Source organism: Kitasatospora sp. NPDC048298 (genome assembly GCF_043201465.1).
Lineage (GTDB): Bacteria > Actinomycetota > Actinomycetes > Streptomycetales > Streptomycetaceae > Kitasatospora.
Genome location: NZ_JBICYZ010000085.1, coordinates 12799 through 32441 on the forward strand (window position 1 = coordinate 12799; position 19643 = coordinate 32441).

The 19643-nt window shown below is 74.3% G+C and carries 12 protein-coding genes; 8 read left to right on the plus strand and 4 right to left on the minus strand.

Annotation, left to right across the window (positions count from 1 at the left end):
- Positions 1 to 99 precede the first annotated feature (99 nt).
- From ACGF0D_RS38625 to ACGF0D_RS38650, 6 genes are all read left to right on the plus strand, one after another.
- Positions 100 to 3972 carry an amino acid adenylation domain-containing protein gene (locus ACGF0D_RS38625; protein ID WP_392924608.1) on the plus strand — a complete coding sequence of 1291 codons (3873 nt, stop codon included), beginning with the start codon at positions 100 to 102 and terminating at the stop codon, positions 3970 to 3972.
- The gene (locus tag ACGF0D_RS38630) at positions 3969 to 7202 is read left to right on the plus strand and encodes an amino acid adenylation domain-containing protein (protein WP_392924611.1); all 3234 of its coding nucleotides are present in this window, start codon (positions 3969 to 3971) and stop codon (positions 7200 to 7202) included. The genes ACGF0D_RS38625 and ACGF0D_RS38630 overlap by 4 nt, the downstream gene beginning before the upstream one ends.
- Positions 7203 to 7295: 93 nt before the next feature.
- A complete protein-coding gene (locus ACGF0D_RS38635) occupies positions 7296 to 7703 on the plus strand; it encodes a nuclear transport factor 2 family protein (protein WP_392924614.1) in 408 nt (135 codons plus the stop codon).
- Positions 7704 to 7737: 34 nt separating this feature from the next.
- Positions 7738 to 9819 (plus strand): amino acid adenylation domain-containing protein, encoded by a 2082-nt coding sequence (locus tag ACGF0D_RS38640; RefSeq protein ID WP_392924616.1) that lies wholly within the window; start codon positions 7738 to 7740, stop codon positions 9817 to 9819.
- Positions 9816 to 11051: a cytochrome P450 gene (locus ACGF0D_RS38645; RefSeq protein WP_392924618.1), complete on the plus strand. Its 1236-nt coding sequence runs from the start codon at positions 9816 to 9818 to the stop codon at positions 11049 to 11051. Before ACGF0D_RS38640 ends, ACGF0D_RS38645 begins: the two co-directional genes overlap by 4 nt.
- 84 nt (positions 11052 to 11135) lie before the next feature.
- On the plus strand, positions 11136 to 11894 hold the full coding sequence (locus ACGF0D_RS38650; RefSeq protein WP_392924621.1) for a thioesterase II family protein: 759 nt from the start codon (positions 11136 to 11138) through the stop codon (positions 11892 to 11894).
- A 106-nt stretch (positions 11895 to 12000) separates the two neighbouring features.
- On the opposite strand, the gene ACGF0D_RS38655 is transcribed toward ACGF0D_RS38650, so the two are convergent.
- The 3 genes from ACGF0D_RS38655 to ACGF0D_RS38665 form a co-directional block, all read right to left on the minus strand.
- The gene (locus tag ACGF0D_RS38655) at positions 12001 to 12144 is read right to left on the minus strand and encodes a hypothetical protein (RefSeq protein WP_392924623.1); all 144 of its coding nucleotides are present in this window, start codon (positions 12142 to 12144) and stop codon (positions 12001 to 12003) included.
- 167 nt (positions 12145 to 12311) lie between these two features.
- Positions 12312 to 13352, minus strand: coding sequence for a zinc-dependent alcohol dehydrogenase family protein (locus ACGF0D_RS38660; RefSeq protein WP_392924626.1), 1041 nt, complete (start codon positions 13350 to 13352; stop codon positions 12312 to 12314).
- Between the two features lie 60 nt (positions 13353 to 13412).
- Positions 13413 to 14381 (minus strand): LysR substrate-binding domain-containing protein, encoded by a 969-nt coding sequence (locus ACGF0D_RS38665; RefSeq protein ID WP_392924629.1) that lies wholly within the window; start codon positions 14379 to 14381, stop codon positions 13413 to 13415.
- Positions 14382 to 14511: 130 nt separating this feature from the next.
- On the opposite strand from ACGF0D_RS38665, the gene ACGF0D_RS38670 reads away from it, so the two are divergent.
- Together ACGF0D_RS38670 and ACGF0D_RS38675 are read left to right on the plus strand one after the other, a co-directional pair.
- Entirely contained in the window at positions 14512 to 15279 is a 768-nt protein-coding gene (locus ACGF0D_RS38670) for an SDR family oxidoreductase (protein WP_392924632.1), read from the plus strand.
- Positions 15280 to 15368: 89 nt separating this feature from the next.
- Entirely contained in the window at positions 15369 to 15980 is a 612-nt protein-coding gene (locus ACGF0D_RS38675) for an ester cyclase (RefSeq protein ID WP_392878980.1), read from the plus strand.
- A gap of 38 nt (positions 15981 to 16018) precedes the next feature.
- Here ACGF0D_RS38675 and ACGF0D_RS38680 read toward each other — a convergent pair whose 3' ends face one another.
- A complete protein-coding gene (locus ACGF0D_RS38680; RefSeq protein WP_392924635.1) occupies positions 16019 to 19627 on the minus strand; it encodes a hydantoinase B/oxoprolinase family protein in 3609 nt (1202 codons plus the stop codon).
- Positions 19628 to 19643 lie beyond the last annotated feature (16 nt).

A 19643-nucleotide genomic window follows, 5' to 3' on the forward strand; every position in this document is an offset into this window, starting at 1 on the left:
GCACGGGCCCTGCTCGACCAGCGCGTCCGCGCGGCCCGGAACAGGGCCGCCGGGGGCGAACCCGAGGCCACGATCCCACCCCGCCCGGAGGGTGCGCGGGTGACGTCGTTCACCCAGGAACGCATGTGGCTGGTCGAGCGGCTGTCCGACGGACCCGCGATGTACAACGTCCACGAGGTCTTCCGGCTGCGCGGCCCGCTGGACGTGGCCGCCCTCGGCCACGGCTTCACCGAGCTGGTGCGGCGCCACGAAGTCCTGCGCACCGCCTTCCCCGAGCAGGACGGGCGCCCCAGCCCCTCGCTCCAGCCGGCCCGGCCGCTCGACGTCCCCGTCACGGACCTGCGGACCGAGCCCCCGGAACTCCGGACGCGGCTGGCCCTCGATCTCGTCCGATCCGAGATCCTGCGCCCGTTCGACCTGGCCAGCGCCCCGCTGCTGCGGGCGTCACTGCTGCGGGTCGACGAGGACGAACACGTCCTGGTGGTGGTGGTCCACCACATCGCGGTCGACGGCTGGTCGATGCCGCTGCTGTGGGACGACCTGGCGGAGGCGTACCGGAGCCGGCTGGAAGGCCGCGAGCCCGAGCTGCCCCCCTTGCGGATCCAGTACGCGGACTTCGCCCACTGGCAGCGGGCCCGGCTCTCCGGGGACCACCTCCAGCGCCAACTGGACTACTGGAGCGCACAGCTGTCCGGGCTCCCGCCGCTGGACCTGCCCACCGACCGCAGGCGCGGACCGGTCCGCGCGGGCCGGGGCGAGCGCATCGGCTTCACGGTGCCCGAGGAACTGGCCGGGCGGTTGCGGCTGTTGGGCCGGCGGCACGGCGCGACGATGTTCATGACGCTGCTCGCCGCGTTCCAGGCCCTGCTCGCCCGCTACAGCGGGCAGTCCGACGTGGCGGTCGGCACGCCGGTCGCGGGCCGGACCCGTCCCGAACTCGACCCGCTCGTGGGCTCGTTCATCAACACCCTGGTCATCCGCACCGACCTCGCGGACGACCCGAGCTTCGCCGAACTGCTCGACCGGGTCCGCCGGACCGCCGTGGACGCCTACGCGCACCAGGACCTGCCGTTCGAACGGCTGGTGCAGGAGCTGCGCCCGGCCCGCGGTCTCGACCGCAATCCGCTGTTCCAGGTGATGTTCGCCGGCCTGTCCGACCCGACCGACTCCCTCCGGCTGGCGGGGACGGAGAGCGAACGGATCGACGTCGACAACGGCACGGCCAAGGTCGACCTCAGCCTGGTGGTGGCCGACGGGCCGGCCGGCACGACCGGGACGGTGGCCTTCGACACCGATCTGTTCGACCGCGCGAGCGTGGAGCGTCTGGTCGGCCACTACCTCCGGTTGCTGGACGCCGCGTCCGGCGATCCCGACCGTCCCGTCTCGCGGCTGGACCTGCTCACCGAGGCCGAGCGCGAAGCGCTGCTGGTGGCCGCCAACGCCACCGACGAACCCTTCCCCAGGGACCTCTGCGTGCACGAGCTGGTCGAGGAGCAGGCCAGGCTGGCCCCCGACGCGGTGGCCGTCCGCTGCGGCGCCGAGCGCCTGACCTACCGGGAACTCGACCGCCGGGCCAACCGGTTGGCCCGGCACCTGCGAGCCCGCGGAGCCCGGCCGGAACGCCTGGTCGGCGTGTGCCTGCCGCGTTCGGCGGACCTGGTCGTGGCCCTGCTGGCCGTCCTCAAGTCGGGCGCCGCCTACCTGCCACTGGACCCGGACCTCCCGGCGCAGCGCATGGCGTTCATGCTCGCCGACGCCGAAGTGCCGCTGCTGCTCACCCGGCGCTCCCTGGCCGACCGGCTGCCGCGGCACGACGCCACCACGGTGTGGATGGACGCCGAGGCCGGGCACGTCGCGGCCCTGCCCGAGGACCGGCTGCCACCGCTCGCGGTGCCCGCCAACCTGGCGTACTCGATCTACACCTCCGGTTCGACCGGCCGCCCCAAGGCGGTGCTGGTCCCGCACGAGGGCGTGGTCAACTACCTGGTGGTCCGCGGCCGGCAGCTGGACCTCGGCGGGGACGACGTCGTCGCCTCGGTGGCCTCGATCTCCTTCGACGTCATCGTCCCCCAGGTGCTCATGCCCCTGGCCTGGGGCGCGAGCGTGGTGATCGCCCCGTCGGAGGTCGCGGTCGACGGCCCGCGCCTGACGGAGATGCTGCGCGAGTTCGGCGTCACCACGCTCATGGCCACACCGGCGACCTGGCTCCTGCTGCTGGACGGCGGATGGCGGGGCGGCCGGTTCCAGGCGATCTGCGTGGGCGAACCGCTCCAGCCCGCCCTGGCCCGGCGGCTCCTCGACCGGGTCTCCACGCTGTGGAACGGCTACGGCCCCACCGAGGCGTCCGTCGGCTGTGTCACCCGGCGCGTCGACGCCGAACGCGACCTGGCCCGGCCCGGAGGGTCCGTGCCGATCGGCCGGCCGCTCGGCAACCTGCGGATCCACCTGCTGGACTCCGCCGGCGCCCCGGTGCCCGTCGGCGTCCCGGGGGAGATCCACATCGGCGGGGTCGGCGTCACCCGCGGGTACGCCAACCGGCCCGGGCTGACCGCCGAGCGTTTCGTGCCCGATCCGTTCGGCGCCGACGGCGGCCGGCTGTACCGGACCGGCGACCTGGCGCGGTACCTGCCGGACGGCAGCCTCGTCTTCCTCGGCCGCACCGACGAGCAGGTGAAGATCCGCGGATACCGGATCGAGTTGGGCGAGGTCGAGGCCGCGCTGTGCGCCCAACCCGGCGTCGCCAGGGCCGTGGTGACGGTGCGCGGCGGCGGGACGGACGCCGAACTGGCCGGCTACCTGGTGTGGCAGGACCAGCCCGGTGACCCGGCGCTCCTGCGGCGTTCCCTGCGCGAGACCCTGCCCGAGTTCATGGTGCCCACCACGCTGACCGCACTCGACCGGATCCCGTTGACCACCAACGGCAAGGTGGACCGCGGGGCCCTGCCCGCACCCGACCGCCACGGCCGCGAGACGGGCGCGCTACCGCCGCGGGACCTGCTGGAACTCCTGATGACCGGCATCTGGGAGCGCGTGCTGGGCACCTCGCGGGTGGGCGTCCGGGACGACTTCTTCGCGCTGGGCGGGCATTCCCTCAGGGCGGTCGAGCTCGTGGAGACGATCCGGCGGGAGTGGGGGGTCACCGTGCCGCTGAACACGGTGTTCCGCCACCCCACCGTCGAGGGCCTGTGCGCGGAGGTGCCCGACGCCTCGCGGGCCCTGCGCCGGCTCGTCGTTCCGCTGGCCGAAGGAGACCGCCGCCGGGCGCCGCTGATCCTGGTGCACCCGCAGAGCGGCGACGTGTGCTCCCTCCTCCACCTGAGCGGACGGCTCGCCGGCGGCCGGCCCGTCCACGGTCTGGAAGCCGTCGGCTACAACACCGACGAGCCGCCCCTGGCCACCGTCGAGGAACAGGCGCGGCGCTACCTTCGGGAGCTGCGGTCCGAACTGCCCGACGGCCCGTACCTGCTGGCCGGCTGGTCCTTCGGCGGGCTGGTCGCCTTCGAGATGGCCCGCCTGCTGGAGGAACAGGGGAACCCCCCGGGATTCCTCGGGATCATCGACGCCGCAGCGCCCGCGTCCACCGGTGGATCCACCGACGGGCCCGACCACGAGCTCGACGAGCAGGACGCCCTCGCCCTGCTGCTCCACGACGCGCACGCCCGCGAGCGCCTTCCCCAGCGGGCGCGCACCGAACAACTGCGCCGCATGGCACGGGTCCTCACCACCAACGGCGCCGCCGCCCGACGCTACCGGTCGACGGCACGGCTGCGGACACCGATCCACCTGTTCACCAGTACCGGGACCGACCCCGCGCTCGCCGGCCCGGCCGTGGTCCCCGCCCATTGGCGGGAACGCACCCACGGGGCGCTGACCGTGGTCGAGGCCCCAGGCAACCACCACGACATGCTGTCGCCGCCCCACGTCGTGCCCCTCGCCGACGCGCTGTCGGCCATCCTGGAGGAGCTCGGATGAGCGACGCACACGAGCTGCCGCTGTCGTCGGCGCAGTCCGGCATCTGGTTCGCCCACCACCTGCGCCCCGGGAGCCCCGCGTACAACACCGGCGAGTACGTGGACATCCCCGGACCGATCGACGCGGAGCTGTTCGAGAAGGCCGTGCGGCGCGTGGTGGACGAGACCGAGTCACTGCGCGTCCGCCTCCTCGACGGTGCCCAGGGCCCCCGGCAGGTCGTCACCCCGTCGCCCGACTGGACGATGGACCACGTCGACCTCACGGCGACACCGGATCCGCAGCGGGCGGCCGAGCAGTGGATGCGCGCCGACCTGTCCACCCCGGTCGCGCTCACCCGGGGCCCGCTGTTCCGCCAGGCCCTGTTCGCCATCGCGCCGGACCGCTTCCTCTGGTACCAGCGCGTCCACCACATCGCGGTCGACGGCTTCAGCATGTCGCTCATCGCGCGCCGCGTCGCCAGGACCTACACCGTACTGGTCCGGGGCAGCGGCGGGGCAGGACCGGCCTTCGGGCCGCTGAGCCTCCTGCTGGCGCACGACGCCGGCTACCACGCGTCGGAACAGCCCGGACAGGACCGGGCGTTCTGGTCGGCCCGGCTGGCCGGCCGGCCGGATCCGGTCAGCCTCGCCAGCCGCTCGGCGGCCGCCTCGGACGGCTTCCTGCGCCGTACCGGCACCCTCGACGCGCCCACCGTGGCCGCGCTGCGGCGGGCCGCCCGACCCGCGGGCGCGAGCTGGCCCGCCGCCTTCACCGCGACGGCCGCCGCGTACCTCCACCGCCTCAGCGGCGAACGGGACATCGTGCTCAGCATGCCGGTGACCGGGCGCACCGGCTCCGCCGCGCCGGCCGTCCCCGGCATGGTGGCGAACGTGGTGCCGCTGCGGCTGCGCGTGCACCCGGAACAGGGCCTGTCCGCCCTCGCGCGACAGGTGGCCGAGGAGATCGCCGCCCAGCGCCCGCACCAGCGCCACCGCAGCGAGGACCTGCGCAGGGAGCTGGACCCGGCCCGGTCGGAACGGGTCCTGTTCGGGCCCGTCGTCAACATCATGTCCTTCTACTACCACCTGGACTTCGCGGGCGTCCGGGCCACCGTGCACAACCTGTCCAACGGACCGGTCGAGGACCTCTCGTTCTCCGTCTACGACCGCTCCGACGGCACCGCGCCCCGGCTCGACCTCGACGCCAACCCCGCGCTCTACTCCGAGGCCGAACTCACCGCCCACCAGCGGCGGTTCCTGCGGTTCCTCGACGCGATGGCCGCCGACCCGGACCGGCCGATCGGCCGGCCCGACCTCCTCACCCCCGAGGAACGGCACCGCACCGTCGTGGCCGCCAACCACACCACGCGTCCGCTCCCGCACCCGACGGTGCCGCTCGCCTTCGCGGCCGAGGCCGGGCGCACACCCGACGCCACCGCCGTGGTGTGCGGGGAAACCACCCTGACCTACGCGGAGTTGAACGCCCGGGCCAACCGGCTGGCCCACCGGCTCATCGCCCTGGGCGTCCGCTGCGACAGCCCGGTGGCCGTGCTCATGGAACGCTCCGTCGACGTGGTGGTGTCGGTCCTGGCGGTCGGCAAGGCCGGCGGCGCCTACGTGCCGCTGGACACCCGGGCCCCGGCGGCCCGCCTGCGCCGCGTCCTGGCGGACACCGGGGCGGCGGTGCTGCTCACCCACCGGGCCACCCAGGGCCACGAACTGGCCCACGGCACCCCGGGTGTCGTCGTCGACGCCGACCCCGGCCTCGCCGACGAGCCCGCCACCGACCCCGTCGTACCGCTGCGCCCGGACCACCTGGCGTGCGTCCTGTACACCTCCGGGTCCACGGGCACGCCGAAGGGCGTGGCCCTGAGCCACCGCAACGTCGTCAGCCTGACCGCGCAACACTGCTGGCGGGACGAGGACGGCCCGCGTGTGCTCGCACACTCCCCGCACGCCTTCGACGCCTCGACCTACGAGTGGTGGGTGCCGCTGCTCAACGGGGGCCGGGTGATCGTGGCCCCGCCCGGCGAGCTGGCGCTCTCGGACCTCCACCGGCTCATCGTCGACCACCGGGTCGGCGCGCTGTGGCTGACGGCCGGGCTGTTCCGGGTGTTCGCCGAGGAGTCCCCCGGCACGCTGGCCGGGGTCGGCCAGGTGTGGACCGGCGGTGACATCGTGCCGGCCGACGCGGTACGGCGCGTCCTGGCACGGTGCCCGGACTCCGTGGTGGTCGCCGGGTACGGCCCGACCGAGGCCACGACGTTCACCACGCGCAGGGTGCTGCGCCCCGGTCAGGCCGTGCCCGACGTCGTCCCCCTCGGCCGGCCGATGGACAACAGGCGGGTGTACGTCCTGGACCAGGCGCTGTCGCCGGTGCCGCCGGGAGTGGCGGGCATGCTGTACGTCGCCGGTGCGGGCGTGGCACGCGGGTACCTGGGCGACCCCCGCCGGACGGCCGAGCAGTTCGTGCCGTGCCCGTTCGGCGACCCGGGCGAGCGGATGTACCGCACGGGCGATGTCGTCCGCTGGAACGCCGAGGGGGAGCTGGAGTTCCTCGGCCGCGCGGACGAGCAGGTCAAGCTCCACGGTTTCCGCATCGAGCCGGGCGAGATCGAGGCGGTCCTGGCCGGGCACCCCGCCGTCGCCCAGGCGACCGTGGTCGCGGTCCTGGCCGGGCACCCCGCCGTCGCCCAGGCGACCGTGGTCGCGGGCCCGGGCGGCTCGTCCGGCAGGCGGCTGATCGGCTACGTCGTCCCGGCCGGGGGCGCGCGGCTCGACGCGGCGTCGGTGCGGGAGCACGCCTCCGAGGTGCTGCCGGACTACATGGTGCCCTCGGCGATCGTCACGCTCGACGCCTTTCCGCTGACACCCAGGGGGAAGATCGACCGGGCCGCGCTGCCCGTCCCGGACCCCGCCCCGGCACCGTCCGGGCCCGGACCGCGGACGCCGGCGGAGCGGACGATGTGCGAGCTGTTCGCCGAGGTGCTCGGCCTGCCCGCGGTGGGAGCCGACGACGGCTTCTTCGACCGGGGCGGCAACTCCCTGCTCGCGACCCGGCTGGTCAACCGGGTGCGGGTGAGGTTCGGCCGTGAACTCACCCTCGGCGCCCTGTTCCAGGCACCCACGCCGGCGCGCCTGGTCGAAGCGCTCGACGAAGCCCCGGACGCCGCGGCCGTACCGGCGCTCTCACCACGTGACACGACTCCGACACCTCTGATGACACCTCAGACACCTCTGACACCTCTCTGACCCCGATCATCTGACAGCGATCACAGGAAGCACCTCGGCATGGTCCACACCCTCTCCCATCCCGACGAAACGCCGGCACCACCGGAAACACCGGTGGTCGCGGCAACCCCGACCGCCCCGGCCGACCCGGCGACCCCGGTGACCCCGGCGCTTGGGGTGTCCCAGGTCCACCGGTACTACCAGCTCGTCGACGCCGGGGACGTGCCCGCGCTGGTCGCCCTGTTCGCCCCGGACGCCCGCTACCACCGCCCCGGGTACGAACCCATGGTCGGGCACGCCGAACTGGAACGCTTCTACCGCGACCAGCGGGTGATCCGCACCGGCGTGCACACCCTGGCCACCGTCGTCACGACCGACGACGAGGTGGCGGTGCACGGCCTGTTCCGCGGCGTGCTGCACGACGGCGGTGAGGTCGAACTGCGGTTCGCGGACTTCTTCCGGATGACCCCGCAGGGCCGCATCGCCTCGCGGCACACCTTCTTCCACGTGCCGGCGGTCTGAGCCGGTGGCCACACCCGGTGACACCACACACCCCGTGCCGCGCACCGGCCACCGGGACGACCACCCACCGGACAGCGCCGGCAGCGGCCACCGCGGCGCCGGCCCGCGCGGCAGCTCGTCCAACCCCGACGGGGACACCCCAGCACAGGAAAGCGGGAAGCAGTTGACCAAGACGCTCCTCACCTCCGACAACCCGGCGTTCGTCGGCAGCGGACGGCCACCCTTCGACGCACGGGCCATCCACGAGCTGGTCGCCGAACAGGCGGAGCGGGCCCCGCACGCGCCGGCCGTCACCTGCGACGGACAGACCCTGACCTACCGGCAGCTCCACGACCGCGCCCACCGGCTCGCCACGCGACTGCGAGCGGCCGGACTGGCGCAGGAGGACGTCGTGGGCGTGCTGGTGCCGCGCTCGCCGGAGCTGGTCGTGGCCCTGCTCGCCGTCCTCATCGCGGGCGGCGCCTACCTCGGACTCGAACCGGACGACCCGGCCGGCCGCCACGCGCTGCTGCTCGAGGACGCCGGCGCGCGCATGGTGATCACGGAAGAGGCCCTGGGGGAGCACCTGCTGGGCGCCGTCGTCACGGTGACGGAGGAGCGCCCGATCCAGGAGCAGCCGGCCACCGGGCCGGCGGCTCCCGCCCACCCCGGCGACCCGGACCGGCTCGCCTACGTCAGCTACACCTCGGGCTCCACCGGCGAACCCAAGGGCGTCGGCGTGCCCCACCGGGCGATCGACCGGCTCGTCCGGGGCGCGGACTGGATGGACGTCCGTCCCGAGGACGTCTTCTTCCACCTCGCGCCGGTCGCGTTCGACGCCTCCACGTTCGAGATCTGGGCCCCCCTCGTCAACGGCTGCCGACTGGTGCTCTTCCCCCCGGTCGCCATCACACTGGAGCACGTGGCACGCGTCGTCCGTGCCGAGCGCGTCACGGTCCTGCTGCTGACCACCGGGCTCTTCCACCAGATGGCGAGCTCCCACCCGGAGGCGTTCGCCGACGTGCGGCACGTCCTCACCGGGGGCGACGTGGCCTCGCCGAGCCACGTCCGGCACCTGCTGGCCCGCCACCCGGAGCTGCTCTTCACCAACGGCTACGGACCGACCGAGAACACCACGTACACGACCTGCTGGACCAGCAGCACCCTCCCGGAACTGCGGAGCGTGCCGATCGGCCGCCCGATCAGCGGCACCAGGGTCGCCGTGCTCGACGACGACCTCACGCCGGTGCCCGCCGGCGAGTGCGGCGAACTGTACGTGGCCGGGGCGGGCCTGGCCCGCGGCTACCTGGGCCGCCCGGCCGCGACCGCCGAACGGTTCCTGCCGGATCCCTTCGGGACCGAACCGGGCGCCCGGATGTACCGGACCGGAGACCTCGTGCGATGGCTGCCGGACGGCACGCTGGAGTTCGTCGGACGCGCGGACGACCAGGTCAAGGTCCAGGGCTACCGTGCCGAGCCGCGCGCCGTCGAGGTCGAGCTGGAACGGCTCGCCGAGGTGCGGCACGCCGTCGTGCTGCCGCAGCCCGATCCGGCGGGTGGCACCCGGCTGCTGGCCTACGTCGTGCCCGCGGAACCCGCTCCGGCGAGTACCGCCGACCTCGGTCGGCGGCTGCGCCGTGAACTGCGGGACAGGCTGCCGGACTACCTGATCCCCTGGGCGATCCTCGTCCGTCCCGAACTGCCGCTGAACCGCAACGGCAAGATCGACCGCGCGGCCCTGCCCACCGCCACCCGCGTACCGCGCAACGTGGCCAACGAGTTCGTCCCGCCCCTCACCGAGGTGCAGACGCGACTGGCCGAGCTGTGGGGCGACGTCCTCGGCGTCGAACCGGTCGGCGTCGGCGACGACTTCTTCGACCTCGGCGGACACTCCCTGCTGGCCACCGACCTCCTGGTCGCCACCCAGCGCGAGTTCGGCGTGGACCTCCCCGCGCAGACCCTGTACCTGTCGCCGACCGTCGCCGAACTGGCGACGGCCCTCACCGCCCGGATTCGGCCGGCGGACGACCCGGACGGCTCGGACGGCCCGACAGAGAGCCCGGACGGCGCGGCGGTGGGCCCGGACGACGGGACGGTGGGCCCGGCCGACGCGGCGGGGGAGGAGCGGCACCGATGACGACGCTTCCCCCGACCACGCGGTGCCCGGTCCTCGCCCCGCAGCCGGTCGACCTGATCGACCCCGACCTCCACCACTCGGGCGGGGCCCACGAGGTGTGGCGACGGCTGCGCCGCCACGCCCCGGTGAGCTGGCAGCCGGTCGGCGACATCGGCTACTGGTCGATCGTCGGCCACGCCGAGGCCGGCCGGGTCCTGCGCGACCACGACACGTTCACCTCCGAACAGGGCACCCTGCTCAACCTCCTCGGCCAGGGCGACCCCGCCGGCGGCCGGCAGATGGCCGCGACCGACCCGCCCCGGCACTCGCACCTGCGCGGCCCGCTGCAGCAGGCGCTGTCGATCAAGACGGTGGAGAACGACCGGGAGGCCATCCGCCGGGTCGTCGTCGAACTGCTCCGGCCGCTGGCCGACGGCGGCCCGTACGACTTCGCCGCCGCCATGGCCGGCCTGCCGATGGCCGTGATCGGCACCATGATGGCGCTACCGGAGCAGGACTGGCCGCGGCTCGTCCGGCTCGCCCACGCCTGCATCGCCGCCGACGACCCCGAGTTCCAGCTCGCCGACGGACCACGGGCCACCCTCGTGACCGCCCACCGTGAACTGTTCGCCTACTTCCAGGACACCGTCACCGCGCGGAGGCGCGCACCGGGTGACGACCTGATCAGCGTGCTGCTCACCATGGAACTGGACGGACGCCGACTGTCGCCGGGCGAGATCGTGTCCAACTGCTACAGCCTGCTCCTCGGCGCGACCGTCACCACCGCCCAGCCACCGATCGCGGCGATGGTCGAACTGGCCGGGACCGCGGTCCTGGACGACTGGGCAGCACACCCGGAGCTGCTCCACAGCGGCGTGGAGGAGGCCCTGCGATGGGCTTCGCCCACCCAGCACTTCATGCGCCACGCCACCCGCGACGTCGAGATCCGGGGCGTGCCGATCCCCGCCGGGGACGCGGTCGTCGTGTGGCTGGGGTCGGCCAACCGCGACGAGACCGTGTTCGCCGACCCGGACACCTTCGACATCCGACGGCGGCCCAACAAGCACATCGCGTTCGGCGTCGGCGCGCACTACTGCATCGGACACACCGTCGCACGGGTGGCCCTGCGGATCCTGTTCGCCGAACTGCTCGGCCGGTTCACCGACTTCGAACTCGCCGGGACGCCGCGGCGCATGCGCTCGAACGTCATCGCGGGCTTCACACACCTGCCGATCACCGCGCGGACCCGATAGGCGCCGCTCCTCGCCGCCGCCTTCGCCCTTGCCGGCATCGCCGCAGCCGAACCCGAGAAGAAACCCCCACCCGGAAGGTCATCAGTGGACGCTCCGACGGCCCCCATCCGCAACAAGTGGTTCATCCGCGAGCCGTCGCCGGTGGCACCGGCACGGGTGTTCTGCCTGCCGTACTCGGGGTGCGGGGCGAGCATGTACCGCCGGTGGCCGTCATCGGTCGACGGCGTCGAGCTCTGCCCCGTACAGCTGCCGGGCCGGGAGAACCGGATGCGCGAGCCCGCCCACACCACCTACGAGGCGATGGCCGACGACCTCTGCGAAGCGCTGCGCCCCTACCTGGACCGTCCCTACGCCCTGTTCGGTCACTGCGGCTCCGCGTTGGCGGCGTACGAGACCGCCGTACGGCTGGTCGAAAGGGGCTGCCCCGCCCCGACCCAGGTGTTCGTCTCCGCCGAGGTCGCACCGCAGGACGGCCCCTACGGCCGCTTCCTCGGCATGGACGACGACGAGCTGGCCGCCGAACTGCGCGGGCTCGTCGCGGAACTGGGCGGCACCCTGGAACCGAGCCTGCTCGCCCTCTACCTCGGCGTCCTGCGGAACGACGTCGACATGAACAAGCGCTACCACGTGGCCGAGCCGCTCCGGCTGCCCTGCCCGATCACCGCCATCGGCTGGACCGAGGACACGGGCATCCCGCCGTCGCTGATGACCGGCTGGTCGGCCTGCGGCGACGCGGCCTTCGAACTCCTGGAGGGAGGCCACTACCGCTTCATCGAGGCGCCGGCGGAACTGCTGGCCCTCCTGGTCGCGGATCTGACGCCCGGCCCGCCCCACACCCCGTGACACCGCCGATCGGGCGGCCGCAGCCGCGGCCGCCCGATCAGTGGTCGGCCGGATCAGTACGGTGGCGGTCATCCGCCGAAGCCGGACAGGCCGTTCGGCCGTCGTTTCAGAGACGTGGCGTCCAGCCGGGTGGGGTGAGCGCGGTGTCGGTCAGGATCCGCGCGCCCGTGGTGTCGAGGCTGCTGTCCTGCCCGATGACCCGTTCGAGGTCCCCGGGCAGGAGGTCGTGCGCCCGGTACCAGCCGGCCATCTGGTCGGGGGAGACCTCTGCGGCCAGCGGGTGGCGTGCCGGCGCACGGTCTCGTCGAACTCGACGTCCAGGTAGTACAGGAAGCTGCGCCCCCGGTGGTCGGTGGCGAGCCCGGCCGGCAACGAACCTCGCCCTGGCCTGCCGCTTCGACCGCTCGACTCCTTCGACTACTCGGGGACGAGCACCGCGACGCCGGTGACCCGGTCGGCGGCGAGGTCCGCGAGGGCGGTGTCCGCCTGTCGCAGGGGGTAGCTGGTCACGTGGACGGCCGGGCGGGTGCGGGCCGCTTCCGCGAGGAAGGCCCGCCCGTCGGCGCGGGTGTTGGCGGTGACGCTGCGCAGGGTGCGTTCCTGGAAGAGGTGCCGCTGGTAGTCGAGTTGCGGGATGTCGGTGAGGTGGATGCCCGCGACGGCGAGCGTGCCGCCGCGGTCCAGGGCGGCGAGGGCGGCGGGTACGAGTTCGCCGGCCGGGGCGAAGAGGATGGCCGCGTCCAGTGGTTCCGGGGGCGGGTCGTAGGAGTCGCCGGCGAAACCGGCGCCGAGGTCCAGCGCGAGTCGCCGGGCGGGTGCGGCGCGGGTGAACACGGCGACCCGGGCGCCCCGGGCGAGGGCGATCTGGGCGGTCAGGTGCGCGGACGCGCCGAAGCCGTAGATGCCGAGCAGTCCGCCGGTGGGCAGTTCGGCGCGTTCCAGGGCGCGGTAGCCGATGATCCCGGCGCACAGCAGCGGGGCCAGTTCCTCGGCGGGCGGGCCCTCGGGCAGCCGGTAGGCGTAGCGGGCGTCGGCGGTGAGGTGCCGGGCGTAGCCGCCGGGCCGGTCCCAGCCGGTGTAGCGGGAGTCGGGGCAGAGGTTCTCCCGCCCGCTGCGGCAGTAGCCGCACCGGCCGCAGGTCCCGGCCAGCCAGGCCACCCCGGCCCGGTCCCCGACGGCGAACCCCTCGGCTCCGGCACCGACCGCCAGCACGCGGCCGACCACCTCGTGTCCGGGGGTGCACCGCGCCGTCCTGGGGGAGAGGTCCCCCTCCGCGAGGTGCAGGTCGGTGCGGCACACCCCGCAGGCCTCCACCTCCACCAGGATCTCCTGCGGCCCGGGCGGCTCCAGCGGCCGCCGCTCCCGCACCAGCGGCCCCGGTCCAGGCCCGCCGACCGGCCCCGGGCGGTCCACCGTCCAGGCGTCGGTCTCCGTGGGGAGGGGTTCCGTCGTGCTCATCGCCGTCTCCTGCCGCTCGGCCCGTGACGTCGGACGTCCGCGTTCAAGTCTGCTGCGTGATCACGCGTTCGGCGCTGCGCCCGACGGGCCCGACGGGCCCGGCCCGTTCGGCGCGGACCCGGCCGACCGGCCGGGGCCGGCGGGGTCGACCCGGGCCCGGCTGGCCAGGAGGTCGGCGAAGGCCACGGTGAGCGGGTCCGGGCGGGTGCGGGTGTAGGCGGTCAGGGTGCGCAGGATCGGGGGAGCCGGGCGCAGCAGGGCGCCCTCGAAGTGGGCCGGGACGATGTTGGCGGGCACCAGGGCGGGGCCGAGCCCGGCCGCGGCGAGCAGCGGCGCGGCGGAGGTCTGCTCCGCGCGGATCGCCGCCCGGGGGCGGAAGCCGGCCCGGGCGCAGACCTGGTCCAGGAGGTCGGCGAGGCCGTTGTCGGGGGCGTAGTGGACCCAGTCGCGGTCGGCGAGTTCGGTCAGTTCGACCGTGCCGGTGGGGCGGCCGGCCAGTGGGTCCTCGGCGGGCAGCACGATGGTGAACTCCTCGACGCCGAGCTCCCGGATCGGCCCCTCCCAGCCGGTCGGCGCGGGCCCGATGGCGAGGTCGGCGCGGCCCGCGAGCATGGCCTCCTGGAGCCGGTCGGTGTGGGCGTACTCGCGCAGCCGGATCCGCACGCCGGGGTGGCGGCGGTGCCAGTCCCGGAGCACCGGCGGCAGGATGCCGAGGCTGACCGAGTAGACGACGGCGACCTCCAGTTCGCCCTCCTCCAGGCCGGACGTCCGGCGGGCCGCCGTGTGCAGGCGCTCGGCCTCGGCCAGCGCGGCGCGGGCGTGCGGCAGGACCGCCCGGCCCATCGGGGTGAGCCGTACGGAGCGCGGCAGCCGTTCCAGCAGCGGGCCGCCGAGGGAGCCCTCCAGGGCGCGGATCTGGTGGGAGAGCGCGGGCTGGGTGACGTGCAGTTGTTCGGCCGCCCGGGTGAACGATCCGGTGTCGACCACGGTGGTCAGGTACTCGAGCTGCCTGAGTGTCGGCGTTGCCATGAGCAGATTTTATCGCTGGGGTAGAAAACAAGCCTTGGACTCATCACGGGCGGCCGGGAGAGGGTCGTGGTGTGGCCGCCGCGGGAAGCAGCGGGCGGCCTGATTCCCCGACGATCCCCAGGAGTTCCCCATGTCCGTTTCCGCCTCCGCACCCGGCACCACGTCGCTCCCGGCCTCGCTCCCGGCCTCGCTCCAGGACCGACGGCTCGTCGTGGTCGGCGCCGGCTCCCGCACCGGGCGGGCCCTGGCCAGGGCCGCCTCGGCGGCCGGCGCCTCCCTGGTGCTGGCGGGCCCGGACCCGCGCAAGCTGGAGTGGACGGCCGGCGAGCTGACCGGGCCGTCCGAGGTGATCGCCCTCGACCTCGCCGACGAGCGGTCGATCGCCGACTTCGCCGCCCGGGCCGGCCGTTTCGACCACCTGGTCTCGACTGCCGCGATGCCCGCCAACGGTCCGCTGCGGGAGCTCGAGGCGGCCGACGTGCAGCGGGCGTTCGCGGCGAAGGTGATCGGCCCCCTGCTGCTGGCCAAGCACCTGGTCGGGCAGGTCGCCGAGAGCGGCTCGTTCACCTTCTTCTCCGGCGTGGCCGCGTGGCGCCCGGCACCGGCGCGTACGGTGATGGCCACCACCAACGGCGCGCTGGCCTTCCTGGTGCAGGCGCTGGCGGTCGAGATCGCGCCGGTCCGGGTCAACGCGGTCTCCCCCGGCATCGTCGACACCGGCTCCTGGGACGGCCTGGGCGCCGACAAGGAGGCGTTCCTGCGCGGGGTCGCCGAGCGCAACCCGGCCCGGCGCGTCGGCACCCCGGAGGACCTGGTCAAGGCGGTCTTCTACGCCATCGACAACCCGTACGTCACCGGCACGGTGCTGCACGTCGACGGCGGCGGCCGGCTCGCCTGAGCCGCGGCCGCGGCGTCTTCTTCCCCTTTCTCCCCCCCCGGCGCGCCCGGCCCCCGGGCGTGCCCACCCCGATCCGAGGAGCTGTTCCCATGCGCCGCCCGCGCACCCTCATCCGTACCGCCGCCGTCCTGGCGGCCGTGGCCGCCCTGGCGGGCGGCACCGCAGCGGCCGCCCCCGCTCACGACAGCGGTCGCCACGACTCCGCCCACGACTGGCCGCAGCGACTGATCGACCGTTCGCCCGGTCTCGTCCAGCCGAAGGCGCTCACCGCGGACCGCTCGGTCGGCGCCCGGCGAGCGGCCCAGGAGGTCCACCTGGCCCAGCAGTTGTACACCTTCTGGAACACCGGGCAGCAGCGCTACCTGGACGCGGCGGTCAGCCCGCAGTTCCGCGACAACACCCTGCCGCCGGGCCGTCCTCAGGGCCCCGCCGGGCCGCTGTTCGCCTCGAGGAACTTCCGTGCCGCGGTGCCGGACCTGACCTGCGAGCTGTCCGACCTCCTGGTCGCCGGCGACAAGATCACCGCCCGGCTGGTCTTCCGGGGCCACTTCACCGGCACCTTCGACGGCGTGCGGGGCCAGGGCCAGCGCGTCGAGTTCAACGCCATCGACATCCAGCACGTCGGTACCGACCGGATCACCGAGGACTGGCACATCGAGGACAACGCGACGCTGCTGGCCCAACTGGGCGTCCACGCCTGACGGCTCGCGGCAGCCGGACGCGCACGCCGGGCGGATCGTCAGGCCGGGCTGCCGTGGCCGCCGCCGCCCGGGGTGCGGATCTCCAGGGCGTCCCCGGCGGCGAGTTCGGCGCTCCCGCAACCGGGCAGCTCCTCGACCGTGCCGTCGGCGCGCAGGACCCGGTTGTCGCCGAGGGCGCCGGGGGAGCCGCCGTCGAGGCCGTACGGGGGGACGCGGCGGTGGCCGGTGAGCAGGCTGACGGTCATGGGTTCGCGGAAGCGCAGCCGGCGCAGCGCGCCGTTGCCGCCGTGGTGGCGCCCGGTGCCGCCGCTGCCGGGGCGGACGGCGAACTCCTCGACCAGGACCGGCAGCCGCCACTCCAGGACCTCGGGGTCGGTGAGGCGGGAGTTGGTCATGTGGGTCTGGACGGCGTCCGCCCCGTCGAAGTCCGGGCCGGCGCCGGAGCCGGAGGCGATGGTCTCGTAGTACTGGTGCTCCGCGTTGCCGAAGCTCAGGTTGTTCATCGTGCCGGAGCCCTCCGCCTGCACGCCGAGTGCGGCGTAGAGGGCGCCGACGATGGCCTGGGAGGTCTCCACGTTCCCGGCGGCGACGGCGGCGGGGTACTCGGGGGCGAGCATGGAGCCGGGCGGCACGACGATCCGCAGCGGGCGCAGGCAGCCGTCGTTGAGCGGGATGTCGTCGGCGACGAGGGTGCGGAAGACGTACAGGACCGCGGCGGTGACGACGGCGGAGGGCGCGTTGAGGTTGCCGTCGAGCTGGGGGGAGGTGCCGGTGAAGTCGATGACGGCGCTGCGTTCCCGGCGGTCGACGCGCACCGAGACGGCGATCACCGCGCCCGAGTCGGTCTCGTAGCGATACGTGCCGTCGGTGAGGCCCTCGACGGCGCGGCGCACCGCCTGTTCGGCGTTGTCCTGGACGTGCCGCATGTAGGCCTGCACGACGTCGAGTCCGAAGTGGTCGATCATCGCGTTGACCTCGTCGACGCCCTTGCGGTTGGCGGCGATCTGGGCGCGCAGGTCGGCGAGGTTGGTGTCCGGGTCGCGGGACGGGTACGGCGCCTCGGTGAGCAGCCGGACGGTCTCCTCCTCGCGCAGCCGCCCGTCCACCACCAGTGGCCAGTTGTCGAAGAGCACGCCCTCCTGGTGGATCTCGCGGCTGTCGGCGGGCATCGAGCCGGGGGCGGTGCCGCCGATCTCGGCGTGGTGGCCGCGGGAGGCGACGAAGAACAGCACGTCCTTCCCGTCCGGGTCGAAGACCGGGGTGACCACGGTGATGTCGGGCAGGTGGGTGCCGCCGTGGTACGGGTCGTTGACGGCGTAGGCGTCGCCCGGGCGCATCCGCGGGCCCTGCCGGCGGAGCACCTCCTTGACGGTGGTGCCCATCGAGCCGAGGTGGACGGGGATGTGCGGGGCGTTGGCGACGAGGTTGCCGTCCGGGTCGAAGAGCGCACAGGAGAAGTCGAGCCGCTCCTTGATGTTGACCGACTGGGCGGTGGACTCCAGCCGGGCACCCATCTGTTGGGCGATCGCCATGAAGAGGTTGTTGAAGACCTCCAGCAGCACCGGGTCGGCGGTGGTCGGGACGGCCTCCTCGGCGGTGGCGCCGACCTGCTCGACCAGCAGGTGCCCGGCGGCGGTGACGGTGGCCTTCCACCCGGCGTCCACCACGGTGGTGGCGTTGGCCTCGGCGATCACGGCCGGGCCTGCGACGGTGTCGTCCGCGCGCATCGACTCGCGCTCCAGCAGCGGGACCTGGCTCCACCGGCCGCCGGTGTACAGGCGGACGGCGGCGGGCTCGGCGGTAGTGCCGGTGGGCTCGGCCGCGGTACCGGTGGGCTCGGCCGCGGCGCCGGCGGGGGAGAGGGCGTCGAGTGCGGGCTGCTCGGTCAGGCCGGTGCCCTCCACGGCGAGGGCCTCGACCACGAGCGGGCGGTCCATCAGGAAGGAGTAGGTGGCCCGGTGCCGCTCCTCGAACTCGGCCCGCATGCCGGCCGGTTCGCCCAGCGGGACTCCGATCGTGGTGTCGGTGCCCTGGTAGCGCAGCCGGGCCCGGTGGGTCAGCCGGATCCGGTTCCGCGGGACGCCCTGGTCGAGCAGCTCGCCCGTGGCCGTCTGCGCGAGTTCGTCGGCGAGAGCCCGTACCGCGGCCATCTCCTCCTCGGCGAGCGGCCGTTCGACGGCCTGCTCGCGCAGGACGGTGGTGTCGGCCAGGCCGATGCCGAGGGCCGACAGCACCCCGGCCATCGGCGGCACCAGCACGGTGCGGATGCCCAGCGCCTCGGCCACCGGGCAGGCGACCTGGCCTCCCGCGCCGCCGAAGGTGGTCAGGGCGTAGCGGGTGACGTCGTGGCCCTGCTGGACGGAGATCCGCTTGATCGCGTTGGCGATGTCGCCCACCGCGATCCGCAGGAAGCCCTCGGCCGTCTCCTCCGCCGAGAGGCCGCCGATCTCGTCGGCCAGTTCGGTGAACCGGCGCCGGGTCAGGTCGGTGTCGAGCGGCTGGTCGCCGTCCGGCCCGAAGACGCGCGGGAAGTGCCCGGCCTGGATGCGGCCGAGCAGCAGGTTGGCGTCGGTGACGGTCAGCGGCCCGCCGCCCCGGTAGCAGGCCGGCCCCGGGTCGGCGCCGGCCGAGTCCGGTCCGACCCGCAGGCGTTCGCCGTCGAAGCGCAGCACCGAGCCGCCGCCCGCCGCCACGGTGTGGATCGCCAGCATCGGCGCCCGCAGCCGGACTCCGGCGACCCGGGTGGTCACCACCCGCTCGTACTCGCCCGCGAAGTGCGACACGTCGGTGGAGGTGCCGCCCATGTCGAAGCCGATCACCCGGTCGTGGCCCGCCAGTTCGGACATCCGCACCATGCCGACGATGCCGCCCGCCGGGCCGGAGAGGATCGCGTCCTTGCCCCGGAAGTGCCCGGCCTCGGCGAGGCCGCCGTTGGACTGCATGAACATCAGCCGGACACCGGCGAGTTCCTCCGCGACCTGGCGGACGTAGCGGCGCAGGCCCGGGTCGAGGTAGGCGTCGACCACGGCGGTGTCCCCGCGCGGCACCACCTTCATCAGCGGGCTCGCCTCGCTGGACAGCGACACCTGGTCGAAGCCGAGCCGCTCGGCGAGCCGCCCGATCTCCCGCTCGTGGGCGGGGTGCAGACAGCTGTGCAGGCAGACCACCGCGACCGAGCGGATGCCGTCGTCCAGGCAGCCGCGCAGGTCCTCGGCGAGCCGGTCGAGGTCCGGCGGGCGCAGCACCTCGCCGTCGGCGGTGATCCGTTCGTCCACCTCGACGACCCGGGCGTAGAGCGGCTCGGGCAGGACGATCTCGCGGGCGAAGATCTGCGGCCGGTTCTGGTAGCCGATCCGCAGCGCGTCCGCGAAGCCGCGGGTGACGCACAGCGCGGTCGGCTCGCCGGTGCGCTCCAGCAGGGCGTTGGTGGCCACCGTGGTGCCCATCCGGACGGAGTCGACGTGCGCTCCGAGGTCGGCGTCGGGCGGCAGCAGGGCCCGGATCCCGGCGACGGCCGGGTCGCGGTAGCGGGCCGGGTCGTGCGAGAGCAGCTTGCGGGTCAGCAGTCGGCCGTCCGGTGCCAGCGCGACCACGTCGGTGAAGGTCCCGCCCCGGTCCACCCAGAACTGCCAGCCCCTGGCTGCCATGACCGGCTCCCTCCGC